Origin of the sequence: Methanosarcina sp. Kolksee (assembly GCF_000969945.1) — an archaeon.
GTDB classification, from domain to species: domain Archaea; phylum Halobacteriota; class Methanosarcinia; order Methanosarcinales; family Methanosarcinaceae; genus Methanosarcina; species Methanosarcina vacuolata.
In genome coordinates, this window is record NZ_CP009524.1 from 3,592,555 (window position 1) to 3,604,576 (window position 12,022).

Annotated in this window: 10 protein-coding genes and 3 tRNA genes; 5 read left to right on the forward strand and 8 right to left on the reverse strand. The window is 40.1% G+C overall.

Annotated features, from left to right (window positions below):
- Positions 1 to 15: 15 nt before the first annotated feature.
- Both MSKOL_RS14815 and MSKOL_RS14820 read right to left on the reverse strand, forming a co-directional pair.
- The gene (locus MSKOL_RS14815; RefSeq protein ID WP_048157384.1) at positions 16 to 522 is read right to left on the reverse strand and encodes a nitroreductase family protein; all 507 of its coding nucleotides are present in this window, start codon (positions 520 to 522) and stop codon (positions 16 to 18) included.
- Positions 523 to 697: 175 nt separating this feature from the next.
- Positions 698 to 1,528 (reverse strand): metal-dependent hydrolase, encoded by an 831-nt coding sequence (locus tag MSKOL_RS14820; RefSeq protein WP_082091153.1) that lies wholly within the window; start codon positions 1,526 to 1,528, stop codon positions 698 to 700.
- 273 nt (positions 1,529 to 1,801) lie between these two features.
- Here MSKOL_RS14820 and MSKOL_RS14825 point away from each other — a divergent pair, with 273 nt between their 5' ends.
- Together MSKOL_RS14825 and MSKOL_RS14830 are read left to right on the forward strand one after the other, a co-directional pair.
- Entirely contained in the window at positions 1,802 to 2,221 is a 420-nt protein-coding gene (locus tag MSKOL_RS14825) for a pyridoxamine 5'-phosphate oxidase family protein (RefSeq protein WP_048157388.1), read from the forward strand.
- A gap of 654 nt (positions 2,222 to 2,875) precedes the next feature.
- On the forward strand, positions 2,876 to 3,286 hold the full coding sequence (locus MSKOL_RS14830) for a pyridoxamine 5'-phosphate oxidase family protein (protein ID WP_048122196.1): 411 nt from the start codon (positions 2,876 to 2,878) through the stop codon (positions 3,284 to 3,286).
- 311 nt (positions 3,287 to 3,597) lie between these two features.
- Here the strand turns inward: MSKOL_RS14830 and hdrB are convergent, their stop codons facing one another.
- The 3 genes from hdrB to hdrA are packed head-to-tail and all read right to left on the reverse strand — an operon-like array spanning position 3,598 to position 7,635.
- Positions 3,598 to 4,542: a ferredoxin:CoB-CoM heterodisulfide reductase subunit HdrB gene (gene hdrB, locus MSKOL_RS14835; RefSeq protein WP_048157391.1), complete on the reverse strand. Its 945-nt coding sequence runs from the start codon at positions 4,540 to 4,542 to the stop codon at positions 3,598 to 3,600.
- Entirely contained in the window at positions 4,496 to 5,206 is a 711-nt protein-coding gene (gene hdrC / locus MSKOL_RS14840) for a ferredoxin:CoB-CoM heterodisulfide reductase subunit HdrC (protein ID WP_048157393.1), read from the reverse strand. The genes hdrB and hdrC overlap by 47 nt, the downstream gene beginning before the upstream one ends.
- Positions 5,203 to 7,635, reverse strand: coding sequence for a ferredoxin:CoB-CoM heterodisulfide reductase subunit HdrA (gene hdrA / locus MSKOL_RS14845; RefSeq protein WP_048157395.1), 2,433 nt, complete (start codon positions 7,633 to 7,635; stop codon positions 5,203 to 5,205). The genes hdrC and hdrA overlap by 4 nt, the downstream gene beginning before the upstream one ends.
- A 554-nt stretch (positions 7,636 to 8,189) precedes the next feature.
- On the opposite strand from hdrA, the gene MSKOL_RS14850 reads away from it, so the two are divergent.
- Positions 8,190 to 8,591: a transcriptional regulator gene (locus MSKOL_RS14850; protein WP_048122205.1), complete on the forward strand. Its 402-nt coding sequence runs from the start codon at positions 8,190 to 8,192 to the stop codon at positions 8,589 to 8,591.
- Between the two features lie 184 nt (positions 8,592 to 8,775).
- Here MSKOL_RS14850 and MSKOL_RS20440 read toward each other — a convergent pair whose 3' ends face one another.
- A complete protein-coding gene (locus tag MSKOL_RS20440; RefSeq protein ID WP_156151107.1) occupies positions 8,776 to 9,102 on the reverse strand; it encodes a hypothetical protein in 327 nt (108 codons plus the stop codon).
- 1,114 nt (positions 9,103 to 10,216) lie between these two features.
- On the opposite strand from MSKOL_RS20440, the gene MSKOL_RS14860 reads away from it, so the two are divergent.
- Positions 10,217 to 10,630, forward strand: coding sequence for a transcriptional regulator (locus MSKOL_RS14860; RefSeq protein ID WP_048122209.1), 414 nt, complete (start codon positions 10,217 to 10,219; stop codon positions 10,628 to 10,630).
- A gap of 537 nt (positions 10,631 to 11,167) precedes the next feature.
- Here MSKOL_RS14860 and MSKOL_RS14865 read toward each other — a convergent pair.
- Positions 11,168 to 11,241, reverse strand: a tRNA-Ile gene (locus tag MSKOL_RS14865).
- A 59-nt stretch (positions 11,242 to 11,300) separates the two neighbouring features.
- Positions 11,301 to 11,377, reverse strand: a tRNA-Ile gene (locus MSKOL_RS14870).
- Between the two features lie 224 nt (positions 11,378 to 11,601).
- Here MSKOL_RS14870 and MSKOL_RS14875 point away from each other — a divergent pair.
- A tRNA-Ala gene (locus MSKOL_RS14875) sits at positions 11,602 to 11,673 on the forward strand.
- Positions 11,674 to 12,022 lie beyond the last annotated feature (349 nt).

The following is a 12,022-nucleotide window of genomic DNA, read 5'->3' on the forward strand; positions in this document are numbered from 1 at the left end:
TAAGATGGCAGAACATTAAGATGGCAGAACATTAAGATACTCATCGTAAGCGATTATTTCTTCAAGAGATTTCCTTTGTCTGGCAGCAGGCGATTCGGCTGGGACCCCCACGGTCAGTAAAGCTACAACTTTTTTGTCCTGAGGAATCTTGAGTAGTTTTTTGACTTCGTCTTCGTTGAAAGCGCCAATCCAGCAGGTGCCCAGTCCTAGCTCGACAGCCTCCAGGACAATATGTTCAAGGGCAATGGCAAGGTCGACCTGGTGCCATTTTTGGGAGGGATCTCCAACGCCTGCAATGATGTTTGAGGCGGTACCCACGAATGACTGATTATTGCAAGCAGCAACAAGCTGTTTTTTGACTTCCTCATCCCCGACAACAATAAATTTCCAGTTCTGCCGGTTTGCAGCCGACGGGGCAAGCCTTGCAGCCTCCAGCAGTTTATCTAGCTTATCCTTTGGTATGCGCTCGTCTTTGTAAGTCCTTATGCTTCTCCGATCCTTAATTGTGTCAAATACACCCATATTAGTCTCACCTGCGGTTAGAAGGTAATTGGTTATTTCTATAATATCACTGTAACTCGTATAAAGGATAATATGCAGCTCGTATAAAGGGTAATATGCAGCTTTACTTTTATAGCTGCATTTTCATGAACGAATGCAGGCTGAGAGAGTAGCGTTGTAAAAACTGTCTAAATAGTTACTTCCCAAGGTTCCTTCTTTTTCTGATATCTTCTTGCTTCCCTATTCTATCTACTGCTCTCTCTAATTCCCGTACCTTTTTAGCATCCCGTATCCATAGATTATCGTTGTCGGTCTTTGCGGTCAGAAGTATCAAACCCCATATCAAAGCAACAAATGCAAAAATAAGGAGATAAATACCCGATTCGTTTACATCTATAGCTCCCAGTGAATGTAGGATCAACAGTATTGCAGAGGCAAATAATAGGGAAACTCTGTATAAAAAAGGCCTGATATCCCTCTTTCCTTCAATTTTGTTGCCTGTGTAAATACTACCTTTTAACTCACGGGTTCCAAATGGAAATAACCAATTGATTCCTGAAATCGTACAGGAATCTTCGAGTAAATGTAAAAATTGGCCAGATATCAAACCTAGAAACAAGAAACCTATAAGAGCAGCATTTATTCCATGGAAAATAAAATAGCCGATTATTGCTGTCAACAAAGTGAGTACAAAGGAGCTTATGAATACTCCAATAGGCGAATGCATTATGCCTCTATGCTGCTCCTCTACAACGTATTGAAGATTCATCTTTTCTTTTAAGTTAAAGAAACTGAAAGAAAAAACTATCAGCTTGTGAAGAGGAACCATAATGTCATAAATTATTTTGAAATCATAGTGTAACTTGGGCTTTTCGTCACTGTCTGCATCAGGCATCAGCGAACCTATGACAGTAGCCGCAAGTAAACAGAAAGCGTATACAGGGTGGGAGTTCTCTGAAAATATCAGAGGAATCGTAAATGGAAATATCGTTCCAAGTGTTATAGAAACGTGATCTTTCCCCAACATATAAAAAATACAGGTCTAAATCTATATTAATTTATTTTATATGATATTTGAAAAAAATCCCAAATGAATATTCAAAGATAGAAAAATTCCCCGTGAACTCAGAATGGAATTCTCATTCTTCAGGCGAAGTTTTAAGCATATTTACGACTCATATTTATCGCAGCTTGCATATCTGATAAAGCTCTTTTCCGGGAATACTTCAGGATAAAGCTGCTTTCTCACTTCATTTTTCAGGAGAAGGGCCAGAAATAAGTTTGAGATAGGGGATTTAATATGACGTCAAAATTGATGGACTACTTTAACAAACAACCGAGAATTGGGGTTCTCAGCACATCGAGTAAAGACGGAAAAGTAGATTCGGCTGTCTTCGGCTCACCTCAGATGATTGATGAAAAGACCGTTGTAGTTGCAACTGGTAAGAACCGCACGTTCTCAAATCTTCAGGAAAACCCTTACGCAATGTTCCTGATTATGGAACCGGGAGAAGATATTATGGCATGGAAAGGGATCAGGGTCTATCTGAAGCTGAAGGAATCTGCAACGTCGGGGGAGATGCTTGATATGATTAAAAGCCAGATCGCAAAAATGGCCGGCGAGGAGGCGGCAAAGATGATATACGCAACTGCCACCTTTGAGATTATTGAGATGAGACCTCTCGTTGATATGGGACAGGGCTGGGAAAAATCAATCTGAGTTCTCAAAGTTATAGGCATCAAAATCGGAAATCAAAACCAAAGTTGTGATGACGCACCCGGCTGTAAGTAGAGGTATCGCGCTGCTGCCCCGGTTAAAGAGGCTATTCAAAATCAAGAATTTTTATATCCGACATTTTTCTTTTTTCCAATCGCTATCTTTTCCAAATATGCAAGTTCAACTTTGCTGCCCAGAGGTTCCCGCCTGAACTCCTGATACCCGGTTTCTGATTAAAAACTGATATCCATCCCGTGCTTGAGAACAGTTGAAAATACTCATGCCAGGTCGGAGGGCTCGTTTTGTATTCAATACCTTTCATTCTTTATTCCTGTAACATTTACTTTAACAACTGGAAACACAATCAACATAAAAGAAATATATTCTTTTCTTTTATATTTGTAAATTTGTTTTTATTGAATGTCTTTAACTTATTAGTTACAAGTTTTAGTCATAGACTCATTAATAGAGTATCGAAGTTCTTGATGGGATGTACATTAGCAGAATAAAAAGTTTTAAACATAATTAAGACGATTATTGATACAGTCTGCTGATTAATTATATTTTTTTATGACAATATTTTGTGACCAGGCAGCTTCGCAAACTCAACTCTTAAAGGAAAGAAAGCTAAAACAGGCTATAAGAGGAGGTTTAGATATGGCATCAAAATTGATGGACTATTTTAACAAGCAACCGAGAACTGGAGTTCTCAGCACAGCGAGTAAAGATGGAAAGGTAGATTCAGCTCTTTTCGGCTCACCCAATATGATTGATGAAAAGACCGTTGTAATTGCAACAGGTAAGAACCGCACGTTTTCAAACCTTCAGGAAAACCCTTACGCGATATACATGATAATGGAACAAGATACGGACTGGAAAGGGATCAGGGTTTATCTGAAGCTGAAGGAATCTGCAACGTCAGGGGAGATGCTTGATACGATTAAAAGCCAGATCGCAAAAATGGCCGGGGAGGAGGCCGCCCAGATGATGTATGCAACGGTTACCTTCGAGATCACTGAGCTGAGACCTATCGTTGATATGGGACAGGGCTGGGAGAACTCGATCTGAGTATTCAGAAGTGATGTGAATCAAAATAAAAAATTAAAAAATCGGTATCTATTCAGCGTAGAAAAAACAATCTCAATAGGCATCTTCTTAAATATAAAATGGACAAAATTCTATTGCCTAATTTTTCATAACTGTTGCTATTGATCGTGCTTTTCGGTTTTATACAGTTGGTAATTCTATGCTTATGAAACCTTAAAATCAATATCATTCGGCCTATTTTTTGTACGCTGAATAGATACAAAAATCGGAATAAAAAGATCAAAAGAAAAAATGACCGGCTAAAACCTTAAAATGGGGACTAACTCAGGTTTTTAGATTATGCCGGTCTTTTCCAGAAACCCTTCAAGAGGCACGGAGTGAGTCTGGAAACCGCACACTTTGTAAGGGTCAGCGCCCATTGAAAGGGCTACGAACTGAGCAATGTTCATGTGCACCATATCATATTTTACGCCAAACTCCTTTTCGATAACCGGCTGGTAGCGGTCATACTGGATCTGGCAATTCGGGCACATGTGAAGCATAAGCTCTACGCCTGCTCTTTGAAGGCTATCGAGTTTTGTCTTTGTCACCTGAAGCGAGGTACTTTTGTTAAGGTGAAGCTGGGAAAAGCCCATTCCGCAGGTAAGAGTCCGGTCTTCGTACCAGCGCACAGGCTCGGCTCCGCAGGCTGCGGCTATGTTATCTATCAACTGGGGGTTTTCAGGGTTTCCGAGGACATCGAGATATTTAACTTTATAGTAATGGCAGGCGTGATGGGACGCAGTTTTAACCCCTGAGAAGTCAAATTTCTTCTGCTCCTGGATTTTATCCACCTTGCTTAAAAGAATCTCTACTGCATGGTAGAAGTTTGTCCTCGGATTCATATCGTCTTTTTCGTAAACAAGATTATCAAAGCCCTTTTCTCGGAAGATAGAGTTGATTTTTTCCCGGACTTCTGCATTGGTATTCAGGGTTTCACAGGCTTCCTTATTTATGGCATAACAGGTTGAACAGAGGCAGGTTATATTGGGATAGCCGCATCTTCTTGCAACTGCAAAGTTTCGGGCCGCAATGGCTGCTGTTGTCAGTCCTTCAAATATATCAGTATAATGGCCTATTCCTGTGCAACAGGACTGCTCATCATTTATACAGTAATCTACTCCAAGCCTGTCAAAGACATAACAAGTGGAGGTTTCCACTCCTGGGTACTCTTGCCCGACCATGCAGCTTTTAAATAATAAAAGCTGGCTGTCCGGGATATCTTTTATCGCTTTCAAAGCCGAAATCTCCGCTTCTGTTTTCTCTCTTGATGCACTGGTTCTCCAGGAGCTGATGCAAAAGTTTTTCCTGTATTTTTGCTTTGATCCATTTTTCCCTTTCAAAATAGCCTGTGGCCTCAAGAATAGACTGAACTTCCCCATGGGTGTTCCTGACATCCTTTGAACTCAACCCCAGTTCAGTCCGGATTGACTCAAGATCCTTTTTGAAACTGATCCACCGTTCTCCGAGGTCTCTTTCCATATTTTTAACTCCAGCCCCCGGGACCTTGCTAGCTCCGTTTTCTGCAAGATATTCTCCGATCTCAAGGAAGTAGGCCAGCTTTTCAACTCCGATACCCTCGTTAATAGCCATCTGCCTGAGTACCTGTACGATTGTTACAGGGCTATTATTTCTGGGACAGCGCACATTGCAGGAATAACAGTAGAAGCAGGACCAGATCATTTCAGACTCAAGCACACTGCGGTCATTTTCCAGCACTTTTTTTACAATCTGACGCGGGCTGTAATCCGTAAAGCGGGCTGCAGGACAGGAAGCTGTGCAGGCTCCGCACTGGATGCAGCGGTCAAGCCCCAGAGAAACAGGTGTCCGGATGCTTTTCTTTGCGGTTTCTGCAAGGGTTTTACATTCCGGGGTATCGTATTCGTTTACATATGGAATCATTTGATCATCTCTCCTTCCTTGGCAAGGCTGGTAAAAGTGCCTGCAAGCCCTCTTGTGTTTGGAACATAAGCTTTTTTGAAATAGAGCCGGTTTCCTGAATCTCCAAGTTCTTTCTTCAATTTCTCGAAATGGCTGACAGTTAGAGGATATATAATCTCAGCTTTTGGGCTGTCTGGAGGGTCCTCTATAAAAAGGACAGCCGATACCCCGTTTTTGAAGGCGTGAAGTAACAGGTCTTTATCAACCACGAGGTTTGTGGGTACTTTGATTAACTTGACATTTGAAGGATAGGTCAGTGCACTATTTCCTATATTGTCGCAGGTTAAGGACGCGATTCCGCTGTTTACAAAGCCCAGCAGGTCTCCTTCTTTGGCTACCCCTTCAACTTCGGCTTTTAGCTGGCTTTTTGTAAAGCCTTCAATCTGAATAGCTCCGTTCTGACAGAGTTCAGTACAGTGTCCACACCCTGTACAGACAAGCGGGTCTACGATAATCTTTCCATTCTCATTCAAGGAAAAAGCCTCGAACGGGCACTTGAGACATTCCTTACACTGATTGCAGAGAAGCTGGTTGATAGTCGGAATTTCGTTTACCAGGGCTTTTGGGCTGTCGGCAATAAAGGCCCTTGCTCTTACAGATGCAAGTCCTGCCTGGGAAATAGTATCCGTAACATCCTTAGGGCTCTGTGCAGTGCCACAGACAAAGATCCCGTCCAGTGAGCTGTCTACAGGCCTCAGTTTCGAGTGCCTTTCCTTGATAAAGCCGCTTTCATCCTGGCTGATATTCAGTATACTGGCAATTTTTCGGGTTCCCTTTGAAGGGACCATGGCCGCAGAGAGTACGACGAGATCAGCAGGCAGCTCTGTTATTTTCTGGTTAAGGGTATCTTCGAGTCTGATAAGAAGGCTTTTATCCGGTTTCTCGACAATTTCGGCAGGTCTTCCCCTTACAAATCTAACTCCCATATCCTGGACTGCTCGATAGTAGTTTTCGTAAAAGCCAAGAGCCCGCAAATCGACATAACAGATCGTGACCTCCGTACCCGGATATTTTTTCATTATCAGGTTAGAGTGTTTTAAGGCTGCCATGCAGCAATACCTTGAACAATAGCGGTTTCCACTTTCTTTTTCGTCCCTTGAGCCCACACACTGGATCATAACTATCCTTTTAGGAGTTCCCGGAACGTTCTCTGAAAAATTCTCTGAAAAATTCTCTGAAGAATTCTCGGAGGAGATTTTACTACCGCAGGTGCCTGTTGAGCTGACAGCATCAGGGTCCAGGCTGAAATCCGAAGGCCTGACCAATCCACCTTTTGTAGGGCCATTGATCCCAAGCATTCTGGCGAGTTCCATCTGAGTCATAACATTTTTGAAAATTCCATACCCGTACTGGGGTTTCTGGGATGCGTCATACTCCTCAAACCCGGTAGCAACAATAACTGTACCGACATTGAGTTCAATAATCTCTTCCTTCTGTGAAAAGTCAATCGCTCCGGATTTACAGACCTCTGCACATTTTCCGCAAGTCTCGCCCTTGAATTGCAGACAGTGGTCAGGGTCTATGCAGTAGATTTTTGGAACGGATTGGGAAAAACGCAGAGAAATTGCCTTTTTGTCCATGTACCCGCAGTTGAACTCATTTTCAACGAGGACAGGACAGACACGGCTACACCGGCCACAGCCTGTACAGTTGTCATGTACGTATCTCGGTTTTTTCCTTAGCCTGACCGTGAAGTTGCCGGCACTTCCGCTTAAACGTTCCACCTCAGTCCAGGTTAGAAGGGTTATTTTCGGGTTAGCTACTATCTCATTCATCAGCGGGCTTAATGAGCACATCGCGCACTCTTCCGCGAGCTTGTCAGGAGAGAAAACTTTGCCTATTTTTGCCATATTTCCACCTATGCTGGAGTCTTTCTCGACCAGGTAAGTGGAAATACCATTATCTGCAAGGTTAACTGCCGCAGTTATTCCTGCAATTCCTCCACCAATAACGAGGGCCTGCGGAACGATATGTACTTTTAGTTCTTCAAGTGGCTCATGATTTTCCAGGCGGTTAATTTTTCCCCGAAGAAGTGAGAGAGCTTTTTCAGTCGCTCCGGCTTTGTCCGGATGCACCCAGGCACATTGCTCCCTTAGATTTGCGATTTCAAGCATTGCCCGATTTAAGCCTGCTTCCTGAATACACTTTTTAAAGAGAGTGCCGTGTTTGGAGGGTGTGCACGAACCTATTACTATCCGGTCAAGGTTCCCTTCCAAAATCTTATTTTTAATAAGTGTCTGTCCCTCTCTTGAACAGAGATACTCATAATCAAAGACCGGGACCCCTTCTGCCTTAAGGGTTTTCTTAAGTGAATTAATATCAATACGTTCGGAAATGTTCCCACTGCAATGGCAGATAAATACAGCGGTTTTGTCCAGGGCAGCGTTCATTATATTAAATCTTTCAGGGATTCATATTTAAGACTTGCCGGAATACTCAAATAGGTATCCCAATTAGGACAGAACGTATAGAATAATTGCAAAATACGGATAATTTGTGAGTGAAAAAGTGAACTTTAACGTTTCTTTTGCGTTGTTCGCACTATAATTCAATTTCATTGGCAAATGAAACTACAATCAAAATGCGTTTATCCTATATATAGGAAAGCTTGCAGAACCTATGGGTATAAATTGTCCTTCTGTCTGGAAATTCAAAGCCATCTGTCCACAAAAAACTAAAATGTAAAATTGTCGAGAAGTTTTTATAGGCGCATAATTATATATATGGAGAAAGTATTATTATTTAAATCAACAGAGAAAAACAGATTTTGTTAGATACTCCCACAGATCAGAAACCTATATAAATAGAAATATATTTAATAAAAGCAATAAAAATGTTGAAAATATAACAAATCTAAAATAATATGTTTCTATTGATCTGAAATACTGGACGGGAAACTAATATCGGAAGCAATCACACTCTGTTCTTTCGGTATAATCGGTAGATGATAGTTGTGGCAGATAATGAGTTTACATCAGAGGATAATGACTTTAGGATGGGAGAGGTTGAATACGAGATGGTGGAGCTTTTAAGAAAGCTTAATATTAACAGGCCAATTGCTCTCACCCTTGCATGCCTCTCTAAAGGAGAGGAAATTTCGTCCCAGCGCATCGAAATGGTATCAGGCCTGAGACAACCGGAAGTTAGCATTGCAATGCGCTATCTCCGTGAAAATGACTGGGTAGACATGCGGGAAGAAAAGAAGAATCAGGGAAAAGGCAGACCGGTTAAATTGTATAAACTGACGGTCCAGATGGAAACGATTATCAATTCAATAGAAGAAGACGTAATGACTGAAAGTAAGGCCGTGCTCCAGAACATAGAACGCCTCAAGAACCTTTCCTAAACTAATTTTAGAGCAGAAATATCACAAACTTTTTTCACAAATTCTCAGAAAACTTAATTCTTAGTTATAAAGTCTGGGTTTTATAACCCGGATTCGACTTCTTATTTGTTAAACGTCTATTATACGGCAGGATAGTTGAGGAAAGTTTAGCTTTTCCTTGAAATCAGGTCACTTTTTTCAATTCTTATGATCTCACTTTTGATTCTTGTGACTTCTTTATTCCATTTTTGCAATATCTTGGCATGAAAGTTCTTCCAGGTACTTTCATTTCTTTGTGCCTGTGATTAGAGAATTTCATGTGAGTTTTTTCGGTTCTTTTGATAGCTGGTTCTTTGGATATCTGATTCTTTTGATAGCTGGTTTTTTGATAGCTGGTTCTTTGGATATCTGGTTCTTTGGAGATCTGGTTCTTTGGATATCTGGTTCTTTGGATATCTGGTTCTTTGGATATCTGGTTCTTTGGATAGCTGATTCTTTTGAGATCTGGTTCTTTTGATACCTCTTTTTCCACTTGAATCTGAATTTTTAAGACGACAAAAGAGCAGCAATTATTAGGATATAAGATCCGGATTTCGCGCTTGAAACACAAAATTAAACAAAATAGACTCTCCAGTTAGACTTGTAATTTATAAAGTTAGAAATCCAGGTTATCGATTTTCTTAGTTCAACTGTACAATTTCTACAAAACAGAATATATAAAGGATACAAGGAGTAAACATCTGAATATAGGTCAGGAGGGCATATCGTGAGCTTTAGCAATTTTTAGTATAAAAATATCCTGCAAATTCTTTTTACACTTATATAAATTTAAAAAACTCGGGTTTAAAAAAAGTAGAGTTTGACGTAAAATTTGAATTTTAAAAAAGTTAAAGTTAAGACAAAGTTTGAGTCATAAAAAAGGTCAGAAATTAAGATTCTGTCATAGTTTGAAAAAGGACCCTGGTTGAGACGGAAGAATATTAAACTTCGATATTTTCAGGAAATTTTTAAGTTTTTAGAACATCGAAGCAAAATCCCTGAGTTTTCAAACGTGGAATGAATGCGTAATCGGCCTCAGCATCACGTGTTCAACTTTGAGAAAATAGTGGTATTGTTGTGTTTTATATATATGGCTCTTCGTTGTTTTGTGTAGCTATCCTCATAGTTTCCTCATAAAAACCAATGCGGCCTTGAATTGAAAATCATCTTATCCATAGGGAATGGCGAAGAACCATATATATTGTTAAGTTTTGTCTTGGAAGCTGGAAATGCTACAAGAGCCGCTTAACTTTGCTACTGGACTTAAAATAGAAGGTTATACAGAGTAATTCTGTAGGTAAAAATTTGAACGTTGATGGCGAGAACCGGAATAACAATTGCCCTGGGGCAGTATGGCATCGGTTGAAATTCCGTAGGTGCCCGTCAATTCATTACCGGGAGCTGTCACAAGATTTTAAAGTCAAAGAATACGAAGAGAAGAGTTATAACCTGCGCCGAAAAGGAAAAACAGTATCATCTGGACATTTTTTGAATAAATGAACATCAAAAACACTTAAAGAATTATTAGTTAGTAGTATATATTAAAAAGAGAAACATAAATAAATATTTATATTAATCAACTATATAATGGTTCTTTGGGTGATTAAATGGTAGATGAAAGTGGTCCAGTTATGGATATTTCGGACACAAAAGAAGAGGTTCCGGTAGCTATGGGACCAAACGAACATGAAATGATAGAACTATTTAGAAGAATTAACGTTAGCAGGCCAATCGCTCTGACACTTGCATGCCTTGCAAAAGGCAGAGAGATCTCATCTCAGAGCATTGAAATGGTATCAGGCTTGAGACAACCTGAAGTCAGTGTTGCAATGCGGTATCTCCGCGAAAATAACTGGATTGATATCCGGGAAGAAAAGAAATCAAAGGGTAAAGGCAGACCGGTAAAGTTATACAGGCTAACAGTCCCAATGGATTATATTGTCAGCAAGATCGAAGAAGATATTGTAGCTGAGAGTACAATCGTGCTTAGAAATATTGAACGTCTGAAACACATTGCTTGAAATTGTTCATGGGGATTCATCCCCACTATAATTTTTCCCTGAAGATTAATTCTTTTGTTACAGAGGTATTTAATTTCCGAGACTTTTGATTATTTTAATTTTTTGAAATATGTAGGTCAACATCATCGGAATTAATGCCAAATTTTGGTGATCCAAGAAGATATTAAAAAATCCCTAATTTCCGAAATTTATTCTTTTATTTTGGCTCTTCGTTATTCTCTATGGATAATACTATTTTGAATTCAAGACAGTGCTGGATTTTATGAGGCTTATGAGGATTTTATGAGGATTTTATGAGGATTTTATGAGGATTTTATGAGGATATTATGAGGATATTATGAGGATATTATGAGGATATTATGAGGATATTATGAGGATTTTATGAGAATACTATGAGGATATCCGCCCAAAACAACAAAGAGACCAGTTTTTAAAGAGACCTATTTTTTAAAGTGAAAAAGACTCAGAAATACACGAAAAAGATTCAAAACAGAATGACATTAATAAAAAACAAAATAGCATCAATAAAACATATAGTGGGCCCGCTGCGATTCGAACGCAGGACCTCACGGTTATCAGCCGTGCGCTCCACCAGGCTAAGCTACGGGCCCAAATGAAGGATAACTGGGTTATAAAACCTGTAAACTCCTGAGAAAGGATTGTCATATTGTGGTGGGCCCGCTGCGATTCGAACGCAGGACCTCACGGTTATCAGCCGTGCGCTCCACCAAGCTAAGCTACGGGCCCAAATGTCAGGTTTTTTAAAATTACCGAAGTAGAAAGGCTTTTCGGGAAAGCTTCCCAATCCGACAACACTTCTAATACTCAATTTACTACTTATAACTTTTGCTTGAAGCTCTTAAATTTCTAAGTTTCAAAAATTTATATGTAAGACGTCGAGCCTATGTGGCGACAGCTTTATATAAGATATTGAGTGTATGAGGGATGCTGATAAAGCATAAGCCTGATATGGGCCGGTAGATCAGGGGAAGATCGCTACCTTGGCATGGTAGAGGCCTCGGGTTCAATTCCCGACCGGTCCACTTAATAACTTTTAATAGTCTTAAACAATTCTTGAATAATACTCTTTTTTATGCGTTTTTTACACTTACTGGTATTTTGAAAAGCAGGTAGCAGCCAGAAATTTTCTGTTATTCCTTATACCTTTCTGCTTAATGACAAAGCACTGAAAAGCAAGGACTTATAACAAAAAGCGGGCTTATTTTCAGCCCCGCCATTGAGTTTTTAGAACCTCCAGGGTCCGATACAAACGTGTGTTGAGAGTGCCTTAAATAGCCTCGGGATAAAACTTTATCTGCCCATGACAACGGCAGTTTTCAAAGATTCAGTTTTTAAAGATTAAGCCCAAGCTTAGGGAACACAGAACCCATA